This window comes from Nostoc sp. NMS4, from assembly GCF_017115095.1.
In the GTDB taxonomy this organism is placed as follows: Bacteria; Cyanobacteriota; Cyanobacteriia; order Cyanobacteriales; family Nostocaceae; genus Nostoc.
This window is the reverse complement of sequence record NZ_JABXKI010000058.1, coordinates 1-22,532: the sequence shown is the minus strand read 5'-3', so window position 1 is coordinate 22,532 and position 22,532 is coordinate 1. Positions and strand designations below refer to the sequence as shown.

The following is a 22,532-nucleotide window of genomic DNA, read 5'->3' as shown; positions in this document are numbered from 1 at the left end:
TTTAGGCGCATTCTACCGTTTTCACTTAATGCTCTAGTTTTTACCAAAAGTCTTCATAACAATTCTGGAAATGGGGGGCGCAGAGAGTAAAAGTTTGAAATATCGAATTTTGAAATTTCATACTTCAATTCAGCAACGCCGTTTTTTTCAGAAATCAAATATGATTCCTAGTAATCTATGCTTTTGAAGCGCTTTGTGAAATCACTCAATTCTACATCGAATGTACCATCTGTCTTTTCCTTTGCCTTACTCCCTATGGTTGCATCCATGTTATAGGCTCGACCGTATTTTCCCCAAGGGTTACGAACCGTTATGTAGCGTAGATTAGCTGAGTCAATTTTACAGCCCATTATTGTATAAACATGGTTTCCTAGCAGTCCCTTAGACTCTTTCTCGCCTCTATCACTATCTGTCATATCTCGACCTACGTTCTTATGAGCACTTACAGTTATAGGTCTGTGATTTGATATGAATTTTTTAATATTCTCATATATCTTTAACTGTTGGTCTGTATATCTGTGGGTTCCCCTCTTTCCTGGAAATATTCTTTGGAAATAATTATCCATAAGATCGGTCATTAGTGTTGCATCAAGTCCTTTTGCATCAAAAATCATTTCACAATCTTCTAATCGGATTTCTTCTTTGTAACTTCCACTCCGTTTATTAGTTATCATCGTCTCAATTTCTTTTACTGCTTCTACTCCATTTTGTTGGGTCAGCCAATCCATCCATTTGTCTATTTTCCCCACATCGCCTTTAAATATTGTAAAGCTGATTAAATCCTTATACTTATTGACATCCCCACCCTTGGCTAAATGGTATTTATTAACCTCCTCCAGACTTGAGAGCAACAGCTTTTTATTCTTAATCTTATCTCCTTCATTCGAGATATTTGCCGTAGTGAATTTTCTACCTCGTAATATCATCAGAGCATAGCGACTGACACCTGCATGAATCTTTTCATACGAAGGTGGTATTTCATTGTCCGTTGTTGATAAGTCTCCTCCAAATCCGGCAACAGCATAAGCTTTTTCAAGCATATGTACCCACAAAGCACCCTGACTATATACCAAATTACCATCTTCGTCTTTGACAACTGATTTGTCTATTTTTATATACAGTGGTGTAAATTGCTGGTTTTCAGGTTCTGATTCATCTACATCAAATAACCGCACGGCGACCGTATCTCCATAGTCACGAAACATTGTAAAGATGTATTCAGGCTCAGTTTGTGCGATGCTTGCAATAGCTGCCATCAGATAACAATCTCCAATTTTGCCTTGTTTGACATCATCTGGTGATGGCAGTATTGGTTTTCCACTATTATCAATTGGGAAAAGCGGCTCATCTATTGTAGAGAAATCGCTGCCTATATCCTTTACATCAGTCCTAGTATTATCTATGTCTACCCAGCAATCACACTGAAAGCCTTTGTCGTAGAAAACATAACCTTCTTCTTCAAAATCATTTTTCATAGCCTTGATTTGAGTTTCCACCTTAAAACTTTTGTCTCGCGTGAAAAGAAATTCAAAGCTAAAGTCTGGTTTCCCATCTTTCATCTTATAAAACTTGTCATTCTTGTGACACAATATTTCTGGCTTATGCTTTTCCCTAAGAGGTGGATTATCAAATTTTCTCGCCTTGAGGAATTCTTGCTCTTCATCATAGGCAGCTGTCGTATCTGTTTTTTGACGTTTATTACCACTACTGTCGCTTTCTTCATCCAGTGGTCGCTTTCGCGGGTTCTTGAACATTGCCTGGATAACAGTTTCAGATGTTCTCTGCACTCGTTGTTGAAGCATCTGTTGAGGTTGCAGTTGTTCTGATGGCATCGTCTGGCGCTTTGTACCTGCTGTTCGTTTGAGTAAATTCGTTTTTGGGGTTGATATTTCTGGTTGTTGATGCCCGTGTGTTCGCTGTAATGTCTGGGCTTTCATGCGTTGGACAAATTCGCTTGGAGGCTGGCTCATATCGATGTTTGGAGTTGGCATGGGTGCATGAAGACGCTGTACCACTTGACGCGCTACGGTGTCTGCTTCTTGCTCATACTTATCACCTGGTTGCCCAATAGTCAGCTTTGCCTGTATTACTTGTGGTCGTTTTGTTTTTGGCTGTGGCATTAAACCAGAGATTTCTAACAAGTTCGTTTTTCTTTGAACTAATCCCTCGGTTTGTTGCGGTTGCCGAAGGGGAGTTAGTGTTGTTTGTTTAGTAATCGGCGCAAATGGTCTTGATGTCAACGGGAATGTTCTCTCTGGGATTTGGGCATTGCTCCCAGCAGTTTTATGGATTCTTTGGAATGTCATAATGATTCTTATTTTCCCAATCTAACGATATTGCTGGCATCTGGCAAGATAATTATCTGACTTTTAAATGTATGTTTGCTTGCCTTTTCTGAATAATATTTTTCTTGCTCTTTTTTGGAGATGTCTATTAAGTTTAATTTTCTCATTCTTTGAAAACATTCAAGGATTTTCAAATCTAGAAAAAATCGAATACATCACCCAAGCATTAACAAATATTGCCATAATCATTGGAGGACTGGCATTAATTACAGTTTTGATGTATTTGAACCATATCTGTCGTAGGAGTAATTCATGAATTGCCCCTAGTGGTCTAAATACCTGAAAATTGCTGTAATTTCGAGAAATCGTCTAGGTGGTTTCACTAATGCCAATCTAACAACTGATCTGCTAGAGATGTCTATTGGTTTACTGTTATATAAGCAATGCTTGCTAGAGTCTGGAGTGCATCAATTGTGGGCATCGATGCCGTCAAAGTCGGCGTAGAAGTCGATGTGTCAGGGGGATTACCGGGAATTGTTGTCTTGGGACTACCAGATTCAGCAATTCAAGAATCAAGAGAGAGAGTCAAAGCAACTTTGAAAAATACTGGCTTTGCCTTTCCGATGCGAAAGATAGTAATTAATTTAACTCCGGCAGATTTACGCAAAGAAGGCCCCTGTTTCGATTTGCCGATTAGTGTGGGAATTTTGGCGGCTTCTGAGCAAGTTAGCGCCGATTTGTTGGGGGATTATCTATTTTTGGGCGAAGTCTCTTTAGATGGTAGTTTGCGTCCCGTCGCTGGTGTACTACCCATCGCCGCAGCAGCCCAAAAGATGGGAATTGCAGGTTTAGTTCTCCCTGCTGACAATGCCCAAGAAGCAGCAGTGGTTGAAGAGTTGGCTGTTTACGGCTGCAAACATCTGTCTGAAGTGGTGGATTTTTTAAATAATCCGGGGCGTTACAAACCTGTGCAGATAGATAGTACAATACAGACAACAACAGTATCATACCCTGGCGCAGATTTGCATGACGTGAAAGGACAAGCTCATGCGCGTCGTGCTTTAGAAATTGCTGCGGCTGGCGGGCATAATCTCATTTTTGTCGGGCCGCCTGGTAGCGGGAAGACGATGCTAGCAAGACGCTTACCGGGAATTTTACCGCCGTTGAGTTTTGCCGAATCTCTCGAAGTGACTCGCATTCATTCGGTAGCTGGTTTATTGAAAAATCGTGGTACATTGGTACGCGATCGCCCTTTTCGCAGTCCTCACCACTCAGCATCCGGCCCTTCTCTAGTTGGTGGTGGTAGCTTCCCTCGCCCTGGAGAGATATCATTATCTCACAGAGGTGTACTTTTCCTCGATGAGTTGACGGAATTTAAACGAGATGTTTTAGAATTTCTGCGTCAACCTTTAGAAGATGGCTATGTGACAATTTCCCGCACCAAATTATCGGTAATGTTTCCCGCGCAATTTACTTTGGTGGCGAGTACAAATCCTTGTCCATGCGGTTACTATGGCGATACCATCCAACAATGTACTTGTTCTCCCCGCCAACGCGAGCAATATTGGGCAAAACTTTCTGGGCCATTGATGGATCGAATTGATTTACAAGTTGCAGTGAATCGCTTGAAACCAGAAGAAATTACCCAACAACCGACGGGAGAAACATCAATATCAGTCCGCGAACGAGTTCAACAAGCAAGCGATCGCGCCATTACCCGTTTCCAAGGAGAAGTAAATCTGCGTTGCAATGCCCATCTGCAAAGTCGCCATCTTCAGAAATGGTGCAAGTTAGATGATGCTAGCCGCAATTTATTAGAAGCAGCCATTAGAAAATTAGGCTTATCGGCAAGAGCCAGCGATCGCATTCTCAAAGTAGCACGAACTATTGCAGATTTAGCGGGAGAAGATGAGCTACAAACTAATCATGTGGCGGAGGCGATTCAGTATCGCACAATCGACAGAATGCAGTAATACTAATTCTTAATTAAGATTCGTCAAATTTCACTTTTTCTAATTAGCAAGGCAAAAGCTATGATTCTAATAGATGAGTAACAGTACAAATGAAGCACAAGCATTGTATAGGAATCTAATCAAAAGATTAAAGTTGGTCGGCAGGATTTACGGATTGCAGCGTTGGCACAGCCAGCCGTAGGCATCGCTCTTTCGATGAATGGAATTTTGGTTACACGCAACAACCAGGACTTTTGTCAAGTACCGAATATAGTTTTGGATAATTGGACTTTGTAAAGCCCTTTTTCAATCCGTGCAATAGTTGTAATAAATGCCAACACAAGTCAAATTACCCCCCTTAATCCCCCCGATGTATTGGGGGGAAACAGGAAATCCAGTTCCCTCCCCTTTGCAAGGGGAGGGTTAGGGTGGGGTAAACGCCAAGGCTTTCCAAATAACCTCTAAGACGCAGGAGAAATTAACTGACCAATACGTTTGAGAATTTGCAAAACGGCGTAAAGTTCTCTCGCGGATGCAAATGGAGCAAAGACTCTTGACAAATCATACTGCGGTGTATTTGTTTGCGTCACTTTCACAAATAAAATATCGTCTCCATTCGTTACCATCCCAAACACAGGTTTACTGGGGTTGGGGTTAGCCATCATATAAGCTAAGGCTTGCGGTACAGCCGACCAAACTGAGAGTGTGGTTTTTTTCGACTCCAACACCATCACCCACAACCGATCTTGTAACACTAAAACATCAATCCGTCCGCGCAGTATCTCCTCGCCATCATTCAGCATTAGTTCCACGGATGATTCAGCCTTAATTCTGAAAGGAGGATCGTAAAATCCAGAGAGTGCAAGTATTGGTGACACCAACAACAATATGACCGTCCCTTCTAGTAAATCACCGCCGCCACGGTGATAAAGATACCTGCGCCGCACGACATCCACAGAGGCTTTTTCCGCTTCTGTAATTTCAGACAATCCCTCATACCACTCTGGGAAAAATTGCTGGTTTTCAACACGAACAAAACCAAATCGATTTTCTGCATCCTCAAGAGTGGTAATCGCTGCGGTCTGTGTCATTGCTTTTAGTGGGCTGTCTCATTAATTTTGCTGGGTTAAGAAAACGAACCGCATTCGCGCAGCGTCTCGTTAGAGAAGGACGCAAAGAGCGCAAAGTTAAGAGGTAAAGAAGATAAATTTAAAACTGATTCACCTCTCAAAACTTTTGGGACAGACTACTAGGTAAAAATTACTTTGCTATAGGATCAACATCAGCGCATCTTTATTAATTATCGCCAATTTGCGCCGCAGCTACGCCCGTCATAGACATCGCATTGTCACTATAAAATTCTAAATTCCTCCCCAAGAACCCTTCACAAACTCCCTTGGGAGGATGTCACAACTGAGCAAATCAGTATCCAATATATCAGGGACTAAGCAACATCCCCTACAAGGAGACTGATTGGATGAATTTGCAAGAAATTTGGAAGTTATTACAAGAGACGTTTAAAGAATGGAGTGAAGATAAAGCCTCACGGTTAGCGGCGGCGTTAGCTTATTACACGATTTTTTCCATTGCACCATTGCTAATTATTGTAATTGCGATCGCAGGTGCAGTATTTGGAGAGGAAGCGGCAAGGGGTCAAATTGTCGGACAAATTCAAGGTTTAGTCGGGGTAGATGGCGCAAAGTTTCTCGAAACAGCGATCAAAAATGCTAACCAACCAAAAACAGGTGCGATCGCTTCGATTATTAGTGTCCTAGTTCTACTAGTGGGTGCTACAGGCTTATTTACTGAGTTGCAAGATGCCATGAACACGATTTGGGAAGTTAAACCCAAACCTGGACGTGGCATAAATAATATGATTCGCCTCCGCGTTTTGTCCTTTGCAATGGTGATCGGAATTGGCTTTTTACTTTTAGTTTCTCTAGTAATTAGTACGATATTAGCAACATTAGTAACATATTTTAGTAATTTGTTACCAGGTTTCGATTTCATCTGGCAGTTTGCCAATTTCACCCTTTCTTTTGCAATCACGACAGTGCTGTTCGGACTAATTTTTAAAGTCCTACCAGATGTCAAAATTGCCTGGAGTGATGTTTTAGTTGGGGCTTCTCTGACCTCAGTTTTGTTCTCTATTGGGAGATTTTTATTAGGACAATATTTGGGTAATGGCAGCTTTGGATCGACTTATGGGGCTGCTGGTTCACTGGTGGTAATTTTAGCTTGGGTTAACTATGCCGCACAGATTCTTTTCTTCGGTGCAGAATTTACTCAAGTTTATTCTCGAAGGCATGGAAGCGGTATAGTTCCAACTAAAAATGCTGTACATATATCTGATAACACAAACTATAATGGCAAGGCTCCAAGGGAACAAGCATCGACTAATAAAAAGCCATCTTCTCGCTTTATTAATCGCTTCTTTCAGTATTTTAGGAAGCCCAAACGCTTAAAGCAGAGAAGAAAAAATCAGCGATTTTAATCCTTGATCGCTACAGATGGCTTCTTCGGGTTTTATACTGGATTTTTTCCAGAAGTCTATTGAACAAGGAAAAAAATCAGTGCTAATGGAAAAATGGTTTTTTATCAATTGGCAAGCAATTTTTGTTCCTAGCATCAGCATCTTTGAGTTAATTATCAGGGAGTCGCTGGTCTATTTAGCGCTGTTCTCAGTGCTAAGACTACTTCCTAGCCGACAATTAGGAACATTAGGAATTACTGATTTACTTGTAGTTGTGCTATTTGCGGAAGCTGCCCAAAATGCTATGGCAAGTAATTATACATCAATTACTGAAGGCGCTATCCTGCTAGGAACAGTAATTTTTTGGAGTTACTTGCTGAACTGGTTGGGTTACAAATTTCCCCAGTTCCAACGTTTCCTGAATCCGCCACCCTTGCTATTGGTAAAAAACGGTCAGATGATTGAGTGCCATCTGCAACAACAGTTAATTACAGATGGTCAATAACTCAGGGCTGAAGCCACTGAGCTTGTAAGAAACAAGTCTTACGTGTTTGACTAGCTCAATTGAGACGCAGTTTGGTACGAACTTCCGAATGTTTCCCTAGTTCGGATTATCTTCAAACTATCTTGTTAATAGTGTTGCTTTGGGCAAGACATCTTAACTGCGTTGAGCGAAGGGACTTAAACTTTTACTCTAAGGATTATCTCCATGCAGAGAGTACCAGTAATTTCAAAAGATAATTTACCTTTGATGCCAACAAAACCAAGTCGTGCTAGACGCTGGATTACAGAAGGTAAAGCTCTTGGTAAATTCAACAAACTAGGAATGTTTTATGTTCAATTATTAGTCTATTTAATTGATACAAAAACTCAAGATATAGTAATTGGTTTAGACCCCGGTAAAATGTTTTCGGGGATTGGGGTTCAATCTCGAAAATATACATTACAAATGCTGCATTTAGTTTTGCCATTCAAATCAATCAAAAAAAGAATGGAACAACGAGCTATGATGCGTCGTGGTAGACGTGGAAGACGAATTAAACGTAATTTATCTTTTACAAAACGCAATCATCGTAAAGCTAGATTTGATAATAGACGCGGCTCTAAACTACCACCGAGTATTCGAGCTAATAAATATTTAGAATACCGAGTGATTAGTTTGTTGTGCGATATTTACCCAGTAAAAACAATTGTTGTCGAAGAAGTAAAAGCGACTGGAAATAAGAGTTTTAGTCCGGTGATGGTAGGTCAACGATATCAAATAGATCGTTTATCTAAAATTGCTAAAGTAACCCTGAAAAAAGGATGGGAAACATCTAATCTTCGTAAGCATCTAGGTTTGCACAAAGAAAAGTCAGATAAGTCTTTACAAATTCCAGAGACTCACGCGGTAGATGCAATAACACTTGCAAGTTCGGAATTCGTTAAATACAAATCTTGCGTTGGAACCAAAAGTCATGGTGCAAGTTGGATAGGTAAAGTCAATATAACAGAATCACAATTTACGATTTTGCGTCGTCCTCCAATTAGTCGTAGGCAACTACATTTAATGGTTCCTTCAATTGGAGGAATTAGACGTAAATATGGAGGAACAGTAACAAAACACGAATTGAGAAAAGGAGACTATGTGAAAGCTACGCAAGGAAATAAAACGTATTTTGGATGGGTTAGTGGAGACACGGAAAAACAAGTATCGGTATCCGATCAAGATTGGAAAAGATTAGGTCAATTTAGCAAAAATAAAGTATCACTAATTAAACGTTCAACTGGTTTAATTACCACGGTGGTTAAAACCACCCGTGTCGCAACGCTGTCAGGTCTAAAGACACTGAGTTTCCAGCATCCCGTGAGGTCTCTATGAGTTGATGAGTAAGTTACGTCAGCAAGGTGTGGAATTTTTGGCTGATGTGAAATTGGCATACATGGAAACTGACGGTAGGATTAGTATCATCACGTCGGACTCAAAAACTACTCCTGTCCCTGAGCAAAAAGTAGCGTTAAAAAGCGATCTACATTAATTAAACTGTAAAATATGACGGTTGTATTCTGTGCCGAACTGTGATTGAGCGTTATACTTTGCCCGAAATGGCTAATCTGTGGAATGAAGCCTATAAACTAAAAACTTGGCTGCAAGTCGAAATTGCTGTTTGTGAGGCTCAAGCTGAACTTGGTTACATTCCATCTGAAGCCGTTGAGGAAATTAAGGCCAAGGCGGATTTTGACCCGAAGCGGGTGCTGGAAATTGAGGCTGTAGTCCGCCACGATGTCATTGCTTTCTTGACAAATGTCAATGAATATGTTGGTGATGCCGGACGCTACATTCACCTGGGTTTAACTAGTTCGGATGTTTTGGATACGGCTTTAGCACTGCAATTAGTTGCCAGCCTGGATATATTATTGCAACGTCTAGAAGATTTGATTCAGGTAATTCGCCAAAAAGCACGGGAACATCGTCATACAGTGATGGCTGGCCGATCGCACGGTATTCACGCTGAACCGATTACTTTTGGTTTTAAGTTAGCTGGTTGGTTAGCAGAAGTGTTGCGACACCAAGAACGCCTGATAATACTCCGCCAAACGATCGCTGTTGGTAAGATTTCTGGTGCGGTGGGAACTTATGCCAATATTGAACCCCGTGTAGAAGCGATCGCTTGTCAAAAACTCGGACTCCAACCCGATACAGCCTCAACTCAAGTTATTTCGCGCGATCGCCACGCCGACTATGTGCAACAATTAGCTTTGGTAGCTGCAACCATTGAACGTTTTGCTGTAGAAATTCGCAATCTCCAAAAAACAGACGTTTTAGAAGTTGAAGAATTCTTCGCCAAAGGTCAAAAAGGCTCCTCAGCCATGCCACACAAGCGCAACCCCATCCGTTCGGAACGACTGACGGGAATGGCACGACTCGTCAGAAGTCATGCCGGTGCAGCTTTAGAAAACGTTGCCTTATGGCATGAGCGGGACATTTCCCACAGTTCTGTGGAACGGGTGATTTTGCCAGATGCTTGCACTTTGACGCATTTTATGCTATCAGAAATAACCGATTTGGTAAAAAACCTGTTGGTCTATCCTGAGAACATGAAACGGAATCTCAACTGTTACGGCGGCGTTGTGTTCAGCCAAAAAGTGTTACTAGCTTTGATAGACAAGGGAAGCAACCGAGAAGATGCTTATGCGATCGTTCAAGAAAGCGCTCATGCCGCTTGGAATCAGCCAGAAGGAAACTTCCAAGACTTGATTAGCAAAGATCCGCGTGTTACCCAAAAATTGTCTCCAGCAGAACTAGAGGTTTGTTTCGACCCCCAGCAACATCTACGGCATTTAGAAGAAGTTTACCAACGATTAGGTATTTAGGATTAATTGGCTTGTATTGACACTCCCCGCTCTAAAGAGACGGGGATTCTTGAATCTAAGACATAAGCTGATGTGTTTAACCGAACCTGAATTCTGACTACTGAATTCTGAATCCTGAATTCTTCTGTATAAAGATACCAACAAAATTTAATATTGCAATCTTTATGATGCTCGAATTATTGTCACTACTGGGTAGTATACATAACAAATACTTACTTATTTATTAGTTATTACGAGTGCTTTGATGATTGAAATCCTAGCCACACTTTCTGCATCTGCGGCAGCAGGAATGAGAATAGGCATACCTTTGCTGATTATTGGATTATTACAGGGTAGTAACTTGTGGTCGCAAGTTCCAATTTTATCTCACATTTCTCCACCAATATTATTAGGTTGCCTCACCAGTTGGTCATTAATTGAATTATTTTTCTCAAAAAAGCTCTGGGGGCAAAGATCGATTCAACTAGTTCAGTTGTTTATGTCTCCCGTGGTGGGCGCAATTATGGGGTTAGCAGTAGCCACCGCAACAGCAACCCCAAACTGGCTGATTGCCATAATTGGAGGTTTATTAGCTTTGGTACTCCAACTCGTCCAAGTTGGTTGGTTCTATCGGTTACGCGGCTTACCCTTGTGGGCAGTCTTCCTTCAAGATACCTTGTGCATTGCTCTAGTACTATTTGCCTTTGATGCTCCCTGGCAAGGAGGAGTGATTGCTTTAATACTGCTCTGGTTTGCAGTTCGTAGCGCTAAACAGTGGTATGACTGGTATCACAAGGAAAGAGGGCATAGGGTATAGGGCATAGGGCATAGGACATTGGGCATTATTCTCACCTTGCCTATGCTGGAATGGCACTAAGAAAAGATACAGCCCTTGACCTGACTGGTGACTGGTTCCCAGCCTAGAGGCTGGGAAACCATTCTGGGAGGCTCCGCCTCCAGTAGCTTGAGGAGAGGCAGAGCCTCTTTTGAATACATTCCCAGCCTGGAGGCTGGGAACTAGGCGAGAACTCCTAACTCCCAACTCCTAACTCCCAACTCCTAACTCCTAACTCCTAACTCCTAACTCTTTTCATTTACTGCAAAAGCCCAATCATGTGCAAGAAGCCGTGACCGGTAATTAGCTCTACGATTAAGGCAATAAAACCTAGCATCGCAATCCGACCATTCCATACTTCAGCACTAGTAGTCAGACCCCATTCCCAACGCTCTTGAGGGTACATCTTTACCATTTTTTTCATTTGGGCAGCTTGCGAAAGCTTGAAACTGGGGTTTTTCAGTGCATCAATCACTAATTCAGCTAGTGCATTAATAAATACTGGATGGGTATTGGGAGCCGGCACGCGGCGGAAGTTATGAATTCCTGACTCTTCGGCTACTTCTCGATACTCAATATCAATTTCTTGTAATGTCTCGATATGCTCTGAGACAAAACTGATTGGCACGACAACCAAATCTTTCACGCCTTCTGCGCCTAGTTCTTTGAGGGCATCTTCAGTATAGGGTTGGAGCCATTCTACTGGGCCGACACGACTTTGGTAAGCTAAAGTGTGGGCATTGGGTCGATTGAGAGTCTGCATAATTAATGCAGTACATTCTTCAATTTCCATCTGGTAAGGGTCGCCAGCTTCTTCAACGTAGCTTTTGGGAACGCCGTGAGCGCTGAAGAATATATGAACGTCATTCGGGTTGGGGAATTGCTCAAGTTCTTGGGCTATGAGTTGCGCCATTGCTTGCAGATAGCCTGGTTGTTTGTACCAAGAAGGAATGACGGTGTAATCAATCGGTTGAAGTTTTGGATCTTCTTGCCAAAGTTTATCTAAAAGTCGAAAGCTGGAACCACTGGTACTGATAGAAAACTGGGGATATAGTGGTAATATAACCAGGTGTTCTACCTTATCTTGGGTAATTTGTGCGATCGCCTCTTCTGTATAGGGATGCCAATAACGCATTCCCACGTAAATATTAACTTCTTGCCCCAAAAAACCTAACTGTTCTTTTAAAGCTTCCCCTTGGGCTTCTGTGATCCGCCGCAATGGGGAACCACCACCGATTTGCTTATAATTTTCTTGAGATGTTCTGGTTCGCCGCGTGGCAATAAACCAGGCTAGGGGCTTTTGCAACCAGCGAAATGGTAGGCGAATAATTTCCGGATCGGAAAATAGATTGTACAAAAACGGCCCGACATCATCTAGCTTATCAGGACCACCGAGATTGAGTAATAAGACGCCTACACGACCCATAGCAGTTACTTTCCCCCAATCTTTTCAGTTTTTTTACTAATGTTAACAATATATCTTTATTAAATATAAAGCTTAATAGCAAGGAAATATGCAATGGCAACAATTTTAAGAGATTGGAGTTACCGCTATCAGTGGTTATATGATGGTATCTCTAGTTTAGCAGCCTTAAGTGTAGGTGGTGAAGCCCGTTTTCGGCAACTTGCTTTGCAAGGCTTAACAATTCACTCAGATACTCAAGTTTTAGATTTATGTTGCGGTAGTGGTCAAACAACGGAGTTTTTAGTAAAAAGTTCACAAAACGTAACAGGATTGGACGCTTCACCCAAGTCTTTACAACGGGCGCGGCTAAATGTACCGGAAGCTTCATACATAGAAGCTTTTGCCGAGGAGATGCCATTTGCAGATAATCTATTTGATGTGGTGCATACCAGCGTTGCATTACACGAGATGCAGCCTCAGCAATTACGAAAAATTATTAATGAAGTTTATCGGGTGCTGAAGCCAGGAGGGGTTTTTACGCTGGTGGATTTTCATGCTCCGACAAATCCGATATTTTGGCCTGGAGTATCGGTGTTTTTGTTGTTGTTTGAAACGGAGACAGCTTGGGAATTGCTGAAAACTGATTTGGTTGAGTTGTTAGCTAAAACTGGCTTTGCAGCGAGTAAGTCAACTTTATATGCAGGGGGGAGCTTGCAAGTGATACAGGCGAGCAAGTGAACAATACTCCTTTATTAATGGCAGGTAAGATACTCTGCTATTAATAAAGTATAGGTGATTGTTATATTGTAATTAGCATAATACAATTTTGAGGTTAATAACAAATGACACAGGAATTAATAGACCTCAGAACTTGCATCCAGGAAGGACGTTACGCAGATGCCTTGGTAATTGTTGATGAATTAGAGGGCATGAGTAAACAAGCTATTCTGCGGAATATCCAAGCTTATTTAAGGATACTGCTCATTCATTTGATTAAAAACCAACTAGAGCAGCGATTAACTGGTTCATGGGCAGCTTCTATTCGTAATTCAATCCGAGAAATTAAAAATCTTAATATAAAAGATAATAGAAAATCTTACTATATTAATTTAGATGAGTGGAATAATTTGATAGAAGAGGAAGTTATTGAGGATGCGATCGCAGATGCCAGCGATGAAGTAATGAATGGAGTATATAATCAATTCCAACTGTCTGAAATGGTGGATAGGAACCAAATTATTGAGACTGCGTTGAAGTTTTTGGCGCTAACTTATTCTTATTCAGCTAAGGAGTTATCCGCAGTTTTGGCTGAAAATTTAACTCAGCTAGTCGGTGGAGAAGATTGGAAAGCAGGTAGGAAGTGAAAAAATGACGCAGGAATTAATAGACCTCAAAAAGAGCATTTTGGAAGGACGTTACGCAGATGCCTTGGCAATTGTAGATGAATTAACATATACTTATTCACCAAAGGAATTACCAGCGATTATGGATGATTATCTCAGTCAGTTAGCTGGTGGAGAAGATTGGATAAATCGGGAAAAATAAGGCGATCGCTCTTTGTCTAATATTGATACTAAGTTTTATATCTAGGGTTTCCCCAGACCCCACCGCCACCTTTATTTCAATCCCTAATAGGGATTTTAATGAATTGCAATTTGGATCTGCTTGACTTAACGGCTTCCCTAGCCTGATTTCTGTTTCAATCCCTAATAGGGATTTTAATGAATTGCAATCAAAGTCCATTTGAGTTTTGCAGAGAGTTCTGCAATGTTTCAATCCCTAATAGGGATTTTAATGAATTGCAATGTCACTAATCGCCATAGTGCAATGCGATCGCACTCAGTTTCAATCCCTAATAGGGATTTTAATGAATTGCAATAAATCATGGATACAAGCAACAGAAATTGGGAATGACGTTTCAATCCCTAATAGGGATTTTAATGAATTGCAATTCCATCAGGCAACTTGAATACTGCCAAATAGTTGAGGTTTCAATCCCTAATAGGGATTTTAATGAATTGCAATACTTAAAGCTTCCTTGATAGCCAATTGGGTGCTTGTTTCAATCCCTAATAGGGATTTTAATGAATTGCAATCCATCACATTTCTATTTCTGGGAATAAAGTTAGTGTTTCAATCCCTAATAGGGATTTTAATGAATTGCAATGTAGTTGATCGAAAAGATGGATTGGAGCGAGTCAGGTTTCAATCCCTAATAGGGATTTTAATGAATTGCAATTCAAGGTAGGCGATCGCGTTATCGCCTACAAGGGCAGTTTCAATCCCTAATAGGGATTTTAATGAATTGCAATTAGCAGCTACATCAATAGCATAAAGAAAGAAGTTGGGTTTCAATCCCTAATAGGGATTTTAATGAATTGCAATCGAAGAATGGATTAAGGTTTATGGACACAGATGTTATGTTTCAATCCCTAATAGGGATTTTAATGAATTGCAATTGGTGCGTGGCTTCAGCTAATAATAATTTTTCAACGTTTCAATCCCTAATAGGGATTTTAATGAATTGCAATCCGACTCTGGCGGTTGTCGGATTTCATCTGTGGGTTTCAATCCCTAATAGGGATTTTAATGAATTGCAATTATACTAGGAATATCATTAGAATCTCTTCAAAAGATGTTTCAATCCCTAATAGGGATTTTAATGAATTGCAATGGCAGGAGGCTGAAAGCCCAGCTATATTTAGTTTTCAAGGTGCGGTTGCGCGATTCAAGGGCAATCATAGCATTAGAGAATTGATTTGGAAAGAGTGTCAGAAAAGTTTAAACGCTAAAACCCAATTTTCGTAAGCATTTCAGAGATTGCGCGGATGAAGATTGGATGATTAGTGGGCTGAAATGCTTGCTGGTGTTGGGATAGAAGCACTTTTTTAGGGCTGCGAGATTTGTACACCTACCCTGCCGCGCATATAAAGCTAAATATTACGGTAAGCCGATTGATAATTTGTAGTATTTATTTTATAGTACTGTACTCATAACAAATAATAAAATTTTCGCTAAGTCAAGGTAGAGATGATGCAAGAAGTAACTCGCCGCCAATTCATTGCAACAGCCACCCTAGCAACAGGTTTTGCCCTCGCAGTACAACCCATTTCTGCCGGAGTTATCACTACTGATAGCAAGGGGTTAGTAGCTGGTGCGGTGAAAATTCCCGTCAAAGATGGCGAAATTCCTGCCTATAGAGCAGCACCAGCTACTGGTGATAATTTCCCAATTGTTCTGGTAATCCAGGAAATCTTTGGTGTACACGAGCATATCCAGGATATCACTCGTCGCTTTGCTCGGTTGGGATATTTAGCGATCGCACCAGAATTATTTGTGCGTCAAGGCGATGTCTCGAAGTTAAGCAATATAGACGAAATTCGTCCAATTGTCGCCAAAGTACCAGATGCCCAAGTGTTATCCGATCTTGATTCTACAGTAGGCTGGGCAAAGAAATCAGCTAAGGGTAATGGCGAGAAGTTGGGAATTACAGGCTTCTGTTGGGGCGGTCGTATTACCTGGTTATATACTGCACATAATCCCCAGGTGAAGGCTGGTGTAGCGTGGTATGGGCGACTTGTGGGCGATGCTACCAAACTTCAGCCCAAGTATCCCGTCGATATTGCATCAAAACTGACAGTCCCCGTTCTCGGACTCTATGGTGGGAAGGATACAGGTATTCCTCTTGATACAGTAGAGCAAATGCGCGATCGCTTAAAGTCTAGCAGCAGTAAATCTGAAATCATCGTCTATCCCAATGCACCCCACGCATTTTTTGCCGATTATCGCCCCTCATACCGCGAACAAGAAGCCAAGGATGGTTGGAAACACCTCTTGGCATGGTTTAAGCAAAATGGTGTTTAAAAAATTAGCTACTCATGAACTGTGACGCTGAAAAAAGTTCCAAATTGTTTCACTGGCGTTTAGCCCCAACTTGGCATTGAATTTGTTTAAACTCTTGTCAGTTGAAGAACCACCAGGCCAAAAATGTCCGCCGTTTACTACCGCTAGCTGCCAGACTTCGGAGTTGCCACTACAACCTGTGTAGATAGCGGTTTTCACTTTATCTTCAGAAAACTTCAAAGATGCATTTGATGAGGTACATTGATCGTGCGATCGCCAAAACTCTACCATGTCTGAGATCGAAACCAGCGCTCCTCGTTGAGTATGATCGTCACCTTCATAAAGCACATCGCGATCGTTTGTACCGTTGATCGTTAACATCGATATGGGAGTTTGAGGCTGGCAACTAGGTCTGAGTCTAACTGGGAGCGAACCAGCTACTGACGCAAAACCAGCAATTTTATCAGGTAACTTACAAGCTAGTGCTTGCGTAAGTATACCACCTCTAGAAAAACCGGTGGCATAAACTTTATGACTATCAATATTGAGTTGCTGCTGAAGATGATTAATCAAAGTATTGACAAATAAAACATCATCTACTTTTCCTTGAGCGTTACCTCTAAGGCTCCATTTTTGGTCAATTCCATCTGGATAAACAACAATAAATCCTTTTTGATCTGCTAATTCATTGAAGCGAGTCACATTACTGATAGACCGACCATTACCATCATCTCCATGAAACACTAAAACTAACGGCATTGGGCGGTGTAAATTATAGGATTTTGGAGTATAAAAATAGTAAGTACGTAACTTTCCTTGATCGTATAGTTCTCCATAATTATCACCAATCAAGATTTTTTCTTTAGTTATACTTTTTTCTCCCGCCTGAATGGAATCGCCAGCTGTCACTAAACTAATTCCCAGTATAAATATCAAAAGTTTTTTTAAGAACCAAGAGTTTTGATATATATTCATGTTGATTAAATTGACTTATGCCAGCTACTTTTATTTACTTCCAAGTCTTATTTAGCAACAAGTTTGTACTAAATAGAGGCTAACAACTCTATTTTAGTCGTTAGCCTCTATTTAGAGATTAACCTCTTACATTTACATAACGAGCAGGAACTCGAACCTTAACCCACCTGTTACCGCGTCGTACTGTTTCCCAATGTGCAGGAATTAACTTTCGTTGAAAGCGGGCAACAATAGGTCTATGCACAACAGCAGCTCTATGAACATTGGGTCTGACAATGATTTCTGCGGCTGATGCTTGTGACGGCAAGGAGGAAATTGCAAATGGGAGAGCAAGTAATGTACCTAATAGAATACGTTTCATGTTCAAATCTCCATCAATTAACTTTTTTGAGTTTCATACAGCATTTATCAATAATTTGTGAACAGATATTCTTACCTATTAACCCTACGGTAAGTTTTGTTTGTTACACGATTTAATTGATTTGCTGTATTGCTCTCAGTTTAAGATGCTAAATAAGAAAGCACAGTGTAATAAAGTCATAATTTCAACATGACTTTATTCACATTTTGAACTTTGGACAAAAAAAGGGGTTTAGAACTCCCTATTATTAGTATTATTTTTTACTTGATTACTTATAGTTACTGAATTCTGTAGGCGATCATCCCAATCAATACGGCAAGACCTAACGCTCTGCGAAAATAATTAACGCCTTGAAATAGCTCCAGCCACGCCCAAGTAAACAAGGAGCCATTTGCGAGAAAGTCTAACACTGTATTGATTTTACCAGTTGTAAAAACTAGAGTTAGTAAACTAGCTACTATCCAAAGAATAAGTGGTGGGTTTGGCATTTGGGCCAAAACAATTTTGCCATTGCTGTCACGGAAGGTTTTATCAATTAATGTGTTTTCCATGATTTGAAATTGCTACTTAGGTTAGAGTTATTAACTTGCAAAAGTTACGGGGCGATTTATTGATAATAAGCCGAAGTTTGATTGCAAGTTATTTAATCAGATTAAAACATGAAAGCAAATCTATTTTCACCTATCTAATTGCTGAGATCAGAGCGGTAAATGATATTCTTATGTGACTATATTGAAAGGCATATTTACACAAAATCCGCCAATATCAGGACTTACGCACAGGTAACGAAAAATCGAACCACAGCAAAAAAATTGTAGGTTGGGTGGAGGCTTTGCGTAACCCAACATCCTGATATATGTTGGGTTGCGCTCCGCTCCACCCAACCTACGTCGGAAGTCTAATGCTGAAATGTCTTTAATTTTGAATTTTGAATTGTTAATTAGTGTATTTGAAAAATCAAACTGTGTGGCGTATGTGTTTTTAACATAGAAAAGCCTCCCATATCGGGAGGCTTAAAAGTTAGCGGAGACAACTTGTTAAACTACAGCGATCGCTCCTCCTAATGCAGAGAAAATGGCGGAGACGGATGCTGTGGCAAATAGCCACCACGCTGCTGTTGCTGCGGCTTTGCGGGTTTCTTCTGCTTGCCGTTGTGCTTGATGCTTCACCTCTTCTAGGCGGCGTTGGGCTTCGTGCTGTAGACGTTCTGCACGTTGCAATACTGTGTTCCTTGCCCGTTCGATTTGGTCTACGATCCGGTTGGCATCTTCTTCGGAGATGTCCTCACGAGAACTCATAATTGCCACTAGGGTATCACGGTCAAAGGAGGACAGGCGATCGCGCAGGGCATCAAACCCCGCTTGGGGATCGTCAAAAACGGTGCGAAGATCGCGCTTAATACCATCATAGTTAAGTTCCGGGCGATCCAGGGAGTTGAGATAGTTACGAATGCGGGCAAAAACCCCGTCAATTGCATCTTGAATGCCTCGTTGGATGCTCCGCACTTGTTCGACAAATTGATCCCTTACGGACACCATGTTATCGGCAATTCGCGCTGCTTCTTGATCAGAAATATCTTCCCGGATTTTCAGCAGGGCGATGATGGTATCACGGTCAAATTGGGAAAGGCGATCGCCAAAACTTTCCACCCCAACTCGCGGATCGTGCAACAATAATTGCAAGTCGCGTTTGATACCTTCAGGATTGAGTTCTTCTTTACCAGTTTGACGCAGATACTCTTCGAGATAACCTTTGAATGTTTCTACTCTTTGCTGTGTGCGGCTAGCTAGGCGACGTGGCGCACGCACAAAGTTACGAATCGAAGTTTGAGTAGAATCAATGATTTCATTGACTTGTTCTTCACTCAAGTCTTGGCGTTGACTGAGTAATTTCACTAGGGTATCTCTGTCTACTTGCGACAACCGACGGCGCAGGGCAACGGCTCCTTCTTGGGGATTTTCAAACAATCTGGTTAAATCTCGTTGAATACCTTCTGGATTCAGTTCTTGTTTACCAGTATTTCGGAGATAATCTGCGATCGTTGTCGTCACAGAGTCGTATTGCTCTTTAGCTTTATCGACTACAATTTGGGGTGTGTGGCGAATATTATGCCATGACTCTTCAGTAGCATTGATGATTTGATTGACTTGATCTTCACTCAAATCTTCGCGCTGACTCAACAATTGCACCAAGGTATCGCGGTCAAAGCGAGACAAACGCGCCCGAATTGAGCTAATTCCAGCTTGGGGATCTTCGAGTAACTTTTTGAAGTCGGCGCGGATAGCATCAGGATTCAGTTCTGATTTGCCGGTGTTACGCAGATATGATTCTACATTCAACCACAGGGTTTCTGCTTGATATTGTGCCTGTTCTGCTAATCCTTTAGATTCTACCAAGACGCGATCGCGTTGTTTTTCCAACTCATCGAGAATGCTGTCTACTTCATATAGCTGGACATCATTACGTTGTAACAATATCTCCCGAATTTCTTGGCGTTCAATGTGCGCTAGTCGCAATGTCAGGGTTTCGTAATCTGCCTCTGAGTCTGCTAACAGTGGTTTAAAATTCCGCTCAATGCCTTCGGGAGTCAAATCTGCCTTGGGAGTAACAAGCAGATAACTTTCTACTGCGCGTTGCAAGTCTTGGACTATCTCTCTTTCTTCAATAGCTCTAACTGTGATCAGCACTTCTTGGCGGACAGTTTCTAGCTGATTTGCAATACGCTGAATTTGACCTTGGGTAAGCAATCCGCGTTGTTGCAAAATTTTGGCGAAATCATTGCGGGATAGGCGTTCTAGTTCCCGGCGGACGATTCCAGGGTCAGCAGCTGGGTCGTAGATGACATCATGAAATTCCTGGGCAATTCTTTCTGAACTCAGTTGCCAAGCATAGGTATTATACAGGTAGTTTTCCACATCAGCCCGAATTGGACTGTAGGGTTGTGATGGTGTTGGCAAACCTAGCTTATCTGCTTGTTGGGTGACTTTATCTTTAGCACTGGTGAGACTACCCAAGATTTTTTCCACATCCAAATCAGACAAATCTGTGCGTCCTAACACAATGCCGGTTAAGGCAGATATTCCTTGCTGGAGTGTACTTTGAATTGGCCCGGTAGCTGCCTTTTGGTCAGATTCTTTGGAACCACGCTTTTCTGCTAGTAACCGATCGAGTTTGGCGTTGAGTTCGTCTGTTTTGCTTTGTCCTGGCGGAAGTGATTTCAGATAATCCATCAACTCACCCAAACGGTCTTCCGTGGGTGGTTGCTGACTTACGACTTGTTGCCAAACTTTATACAAAGTATCAGCAATGCGGCTAACGTCTTTTTTAGAAAGATCGGTGCGGCTGCTGACTAACTCGATAAACTTTTGGCGGTCGATGTTGCGGATATCTGGAGTCCCAGCGATCGCTTTTAATTGCGGATCGTTGAGTAAATTCTCAAAATCACTCCGAATCTTTGATACATCGAGTTCTGGAGGGCGGATCTTTTCTAAGTAATCTTCAATGTTTTCCCGGATACTCACGGGGTCGATAGCGCTTCCTAGTTCTCGACGGATGGCGGAGGCGGCGGCTTCAGCTGTGGCGACCACTTGGCTATTCACAGCTTTAGCGCCTAGTGCGGCGGTAGCAGTCCCCATAATCGCCTGAAACCCAGATGTTGCGGTATTCACAACTGAGCCAATTAAGGAGCCGACGGTGGTGGAACTTACCCAAACTAGGAGTAAAAAGTAAGCACCCCAAATTACCAAACCGAGAATCGCTCCCAATCCTCGGTCTGAGATCACAAGGCTCAATTTTACTGCTAGATAAGAAGCGATTAATAAGGCGATCGTCACAGTGGCTAGTGTCCAAATTCCCACTGCTGTACCGATTTTGCGAATGTTGCCGCCCAAACTCCCCACTTCCCTACTATCTGAATCCGAGTCAGATGAGTGCCCCAGATAGGAAATACCGAATGCAAGGGAGAGATTAGTTAGAACTAATTGGAAAGCAAAGGCAAGAATCACGCCGGAGATTAAAGCCACAAAAAAGCGTGGCCCGGAAATGAGAACCGATGCTTGTTCTGGCGTGACGTTTGAGGGTTCTCCTGGAACCTGTGCTAACCATAATAGTGGTTTATAGAGTCCCACCATGATTTCCGTACTTTGGAACATTGGATTTCCTTCTACTAAGTTTGAATTTGGGGGAATTAAGAATTTCTTGAGAAGTAACTCTTAGTATTTATTATGTTTGTACCTATTGCAATACCTAACTCTTTAGTTCAGAATCAGGGAATTTAGCTGTTTAAAGCATCTCTCCAAGGGCTGAAACCCTCATACGGCGGAAGATATAACTTTTAATATCTCTTGGTAAAAGTATTAAATTGGCACGCTAGAATTAAATATAATATATCGGTTAATTTTAATTTTTAATTGTTTATTTATAGCGATTTGTTGGAGTGGATTATATAGCAATCCTAAATCATTTGTGAAAAATTAGATCCCCGACTTCTCTAGGACTAGCCCTTTCAAGGTGTTGTGTAATGGCTTGATTTGTAGTTTGCTCAAAAGAAGTGAAACTCTGCTGGGTGGAGAATAGAAATGTTGCTAGGCCAGGTGTTTGAGCGATTTATAAAAGAAAGTCCAGTTTCCGTGATGGTTCGTGGGCTTTTAGAAAAAGCGTTATGTCCCCAAATTCTGGATGACCTATTTGAACGTAGTGCAAAAACTCAATACACTTGAGAGTTACTATTCTCCACAGTTGTAAATTTAATCAGCCTGGTTGTTTGTGGAGTCCACCCATCGGTATATGCAGCCCATCAAGCCAAGTCTAGTCTTTTAGAGATAGGTGTTTGAGTCACTTCGGTATACAACAAGATCAATGGTATCGAACCAAGTACAAGTGCGAGCTAGTCAGAGAGATTGGTGGTCAAATGGAAGCTACGATTCGCCACCTGAATGCAAAAATGCCTGATTTGCTACCGACTGCAATGCAATACTGCTCGATTAAGGAGAAATAGAGGGTGCATCCCAGTTTTGATTATTTCAAAACAAATAAATAACAGGGAAGGATTGTTACAGAAAACGGAAGTCA

18 protein-coding genes, 2 pseudogenes and 1 CRISPR repeat array are annotated in these 22,532 nt (G+C 41.5%); of the genes and pseudogenes, 13 read left to right on the top strand and 7 right to left on the bottom strand.

Annotated elements, in window-relative coordinates:
- Positions 1–167 precede the first annotated feature (167 nt).
- A complete protein-coding gene (locus HWQ37_RS02785; RefSeq protein WP_292743469.1) occupies positions 168–2,306 on the bottom strand; it encodes a C2 family cysteine protease in 2,139 nt (712 codons plus the stop codon).
- Positions 2,307–2,728: 422 nt separating this feature from the next.
- On the opposite strand from HWQ37_RS02785, the gene HWQ37_RS02780 reads away from it, so the two are divergent.
- A complete protein-coding gene (locus HWQ37_RS02780; RefSeq protein WP_292743466.1) occupies positions 2,729–4,258 on the top strand; it encodes a YifB family Mg chelatase-like AAA ATPase in 1,530 nt (509 codons plus the stop codon).
- A gap of 440 nt (positions 4,259–4,698) precedes the next feature.
- Here the strand turns inward: HWQ37_RS02780 and HWQ37_RS02775 are convergent, their stop codons facing one another.
- Positions 4,699–5,328 carry a type I restriction endonuclease gene (locus tag HWQ37_RS02775; protein ID WP_292743463.1) on the bottom strand — a complete coding sequence of 210 codons (630 nt, stop codon included), beginning with the start codon at positions 5,326–5,328 and terminating at the stop codon, positions 4,699–4,701.
- Positions 5,329–5,714: 386 nt separating this feature from the next.
- Here HWQ37_RS02775 and HWQ37_RS02770 point away from each other — a divergent pair, with 386 nt between their 5' ends.
- The 6 genes and pseudogenes from HWQ37_RS02770 (at position 5,715) to HWQ37_RS02745 (ending at position 10,860) form a co-directional block, all read left to right on the top strand.
- Positions 5,715–6,731, top strand: a complete 1,017-nt coding sequence (locus tag HWQ37_RS02770) for a YihY/virulence factor BrkB family protein (protein ID WP_292743461.1) — start codon at positions 5,715–5,717, stop codon at positions 6,729–6,731.
- An 85-nt stretch (positions 6,732–6,816) separates the two neighbouring features.
- A pseudogene (locus tag HWQ37_RS02765) lies at positions 6,817–7,212 on the top strand (DUF421 domain-containing protein); the annotation flags it as partial.
- A gap of 207 nt (positions 7,213–7,419) precedes the next feature.
- Complete coding sequence (locus tag HWQ37_RS02760) at positions 7,420–8,571, top strand: RRXRR domain-containing protein (protein WP_292743458.1); 1,152 nt, start codon at positions 7,420–7,422, stop codon at positions 8,569–8,571.
- A pseudogene (locus tag HWQ37_RS02755) lies at positions 8,570–8,728 on the top strand (YetF domain-containing protein); the annotation flags it as partial. The gene HWQ37_RS02760 and the pseudogene HWQ37_RS02755, both read left to right, overlap by 2 nt.
- Before the next feature lie 40 nt (positions 8,729–8,768).
- Positions 8,769–10,064, top strand: coding sequence for an adenylosuccinate lyase (purB, locus tag HWQ37_RS02750; protein ID WP_292743455.1), 1,296 nt, complete (start codon positions 8,769–8,771; stop codon positions 10,062–10,064).
- Positions 10,065–10,308: 244 nt separating this feature from the next.
- The gene (locus tag HWQ37_RS02745) at positions 10,309–10,860 is read left to right on the top strand and encodes a DUF4126 domain-containing protein (protein ID WP_292743452.1); all 552 of its coding nucleotides are present in this window, start codon (positions 10,309–10,311) and stop codon (positions 10,858–10,860) included.
- A gap of 277 nt (positions 10,861–11,137) precedes the next feature.
- Here the strand turns inward: HWQ37_RS02745 and hemH are convergent, their stop codons facing one another.
- Complete coding sequence (hemH, locus tag HWQ37_RS02740) at positions 11,138–12,304, bottom strand: ferrochelatase (RefSeq protein ID WP_292743449.1); 1,167 nt, start codon at positions 12,302–12,304, stop codon at positions 11,138–11,140.
- Positions 12,305–12,397: 93 nt separating this feature from the next.
- Between hemH and HWQ37_RS02735 the strand changes: the two genes are divergently transcribed.
- The 4 genes from HWQ37_RS02735 (at position 12,398) to HWQ37_RS02720 (ending at position 16,147) form a co-directional block, all read left to right on the top strand.
- On the top strand, positions 12,398–13,021 hold the full coding sequence (locus HWQ37_RS02735) for a class I SAM-dependent methyltransferase (RefSeq protein WP_292743446.1): 624 nt from the start codon (positions 12,398–12,400) through the stop codon (positions 13,019–13,021).
- A gap of 104 nt (positions 13,022–13,125) precedes the next feature.
- Positions 13,126–13,647 carry a DUF29 family protein gene (locus HWQ37_RS02730; protein WP_292743443.1) on the top strand — a complete coding sequence of 174 codons (522 nt, stop codon included), beginning with the start codon at positions 13,126–13,128 and terminating at the stop codon, positions 13,645–13,647.
- Positions 13,648–13,651: 4 nt separating this feature from the next.
- On the top strand, positions 13,652–13,828 hold the full coding sequence (locus HWQ37_RS02725; protein WP_292743441.1) for a hypothetical protein: 177 nt from the start codon (positions 13,652–13,654) through the stop codon (positions 13,826–13,828).
- A gap of 73 nt (positions 13,829–13,901) precedes the next feature.
- Positions 13,902–14,957: direct repeats of the CRISPR family, unit length 37 nt; unit sequence GTTTCAATCCCTAATAGGGATTTTAATGAATTGCAAT.
- 359 nt (positions 14,958–15,316) lie between these two features.
- The gene (locus HWQ37_RS02720) at positions 15,317–16,147 is read left to right on the top strand and encodes a dienelactone hydrolase family protein (protein WP_292743513.1); all 831 of its coding nucleotides are present in this window, start codon (positions 15,317–15,319) and stop codon (positions 16,145–16,147) included.
- Positions 16,148–16,159: 12 nt separating this feature from the next.
- Here the strand turns inward: HWQ37_RS02720 and HWQ37_RS02715 are convergent, their stop codons facing one another.
- From HWQ37_RS02715 to HWQ37_RS02700, 4 genes are all read right to left on the bottom strand, one after another.
- Positions 16,160–17,101, bottom strand: a complete 942-nt coding sequence (locus HWQ37_RS02715) for an extracellular catalytic domain type 1 short-chain-length polyhydroxyalkanoate depolymerase (protein ID WP_292743439.1) — start codon at positions 17,099–17,101, stop codon at positions 16,160–16,162.
- A 118-nt stretch (positions 17,102–17,219) separates the two neighbouring features.
- A complete protein-coding gene (locus tag HWQ37_RS02710; RefSeq protein WP_292743436.1) occupies positions 17,220–17,462 on the bottom strand; it encodes a hypothetical protein in 243 nt (80 codons plus the stop codon).
- 278 nt (positions 17,463–17,740) lie between these two features.
- Entirely contained in the window at positions 17,741–18,013 is a 273-nt protein-coding gene (locus HWQ37_RS02705) for a hypothetical protein (RefSeq protein ID WP_292743434.1), read from the bottom strand.
- A 486-nt stretch (positions 18,014–18,499) separates the two neighbouring features.
- A complete protein-coding gene (locus HWQ37_RS02700) occupies positions 18,500–21,613 on the bottom strand; it encodes an MFS transporter (protein ID WP_292743433.1) in 3,114 nt (1,037 codons plus the stop codon).
- Between the two features lie 426 nt (positions 21,614–22,039).
- Between HWQ37_RS02700 and HWQ37_RS02695 the strand changes: the two genes are divergently transcribed.
- Positions 22,040–22,180: a hypothetical protein gene (locus tag HWQ37_RS02695; RefSeq protein WP_292743431.1), complete on the top strand. Its 141-nt coding sequence runs from the start codon at positions 22,040–22,042 to the stop codon at positions 22,178–22,180.
- A gap of 110 nt (positions 22,181–22,290) precedes the next feature.
- Positions 22,291–22,458, top strand: coding sequence for a hypothetical protein (locus HWQ37_RS02690; protein WP_292743429.1), 168 nt, complete (start codon positions 22,291–22,293; stop codon positions 22,456–22,458).
- The last annotated feature ends 74 nt before the right edge of the window (positions 22,459–22,532 follow it).

What these genes read in the sequence shown, in the direction of transcription:
- HWQ37_RS02710 (WP_292743436.1), bottom strand. Translation starts at nt 17,462, where the DNA reads ATGAAACGTATTCTATTAGGTACATTACTTGCTCTCCCATTTGCAATT.
- HWQ37_RS02760 (WP_292743458.1), top strand. Translation starts at nt 7,420, where the DNA reads ATGCAGAGAGTACCAGTAATTTCAAAAGATAATTTACCTTTGATGCCA.
- HWQ37_RS02785 (WP_292743469.1), bottom strand. Translation starts at nt 2,306, where the DNA reads ATGACATTCCAAAGAATCCATAAAACTGCTGGGAGCAATGCCCAAATC.
- HWQ37_RS02770 (WP_292743461.1), top strand. Translation starts at nt 5,715, where the DNA reads ATGAATTTGCAAGAAATTTGGAAGTTATTACAAGAGACGTTTAAAGAA.
- HWQ37_RS02720 (WP_292743513.1), top strand. Translation starts at nt 15,317, where the DNA reads ATGCAAGAAGTAACTCGCCGCCAATTCATTGCAACAGCCACCCTAGCA.
- HWQ37_RS02780 (WP_292743466.1), top strand. Translation starts at nt 2,729, where the DNA reads ATGCTTGCTAGAGTCTGGAGTGCATCAATTGTGGGCATCGATGCCGTC.
- HWQ37_RS02745 (WP_292743452.1), top strand. Translation starts at nt 10,309, where the DNA reads ATGATTGAAATCCTAGCCACACTTTCTGCATCTGCGGCAGCAGGAATG.
- HWQ37_RS02705 (WP_292743434.1), bottom strand. Translation starts at nt 18,013, where the DNA reads ATGGAAAACACATTAATTGATAAAACCTTCCGTGACAGCAATGGCAAA.
- HWQ37_RS02700 (WP_292743433.1), bottom strand. Translation starts at nt 21,613, where the DNA reads ATGTTCCAAAGTACGGAAATCATGGTGGGACTCTATAAACCACTATTA.
- HWQ37_RS02725 (WP_292743441.1), top strand. Translation starts at nt 13,652, where the DNA reads ATGACGCAGGAATTAATAGACCTCAAAAAGAGCATTTTGGAAGGACGT.
- HWQ37_RS02735 (WP_292743446.1), top strand. Translation starts at nt 12,398, where the DNA reads ATGGCAACAATTTTAAGAGATTGGAGTTACCGCTATCAGTGGTTATAT.
- HWQ37_RS02695 (WP_292743431.1), top strand. Translation starts at nt 22,040, where the DNA reads ATGTTGCTAGGCCAGGTGTTTGAGCGATTTATAAAAGAAAGTCCAGTT.
- HWQ37_RS02730 (WP_292743443.1), top strand. Translation starts at nt 13,126, where the DNA reads ATGACACAGGAATTAATAGACCTCAGAACTTGCATCCAGGAAGGACGT.
- HWQ37_RS02715 (WP_292743439.1), bottom strand. Translation starts at nt 17,101, where the DNA reads ATGAATATATATCAAAACTCTTGGTTCTTAAAAAAACTTTTGATATTT.
- hemH (WP_292743449.1), bottom strand. Translation starts at nt 12,304, where the DNA reads ATGGGTCGTGTAGGCGTCTTATTACTCAATCTCGGTGGTCCTGATAAG.
- HWQ37_RS02775 (WP_292743463.1), bottom strand. Translation starts at nt 5,328, where the DNA reads ATGACACAGACCGCAGCGATTACCACTCTTGAGGATGCAGAAAATCGA.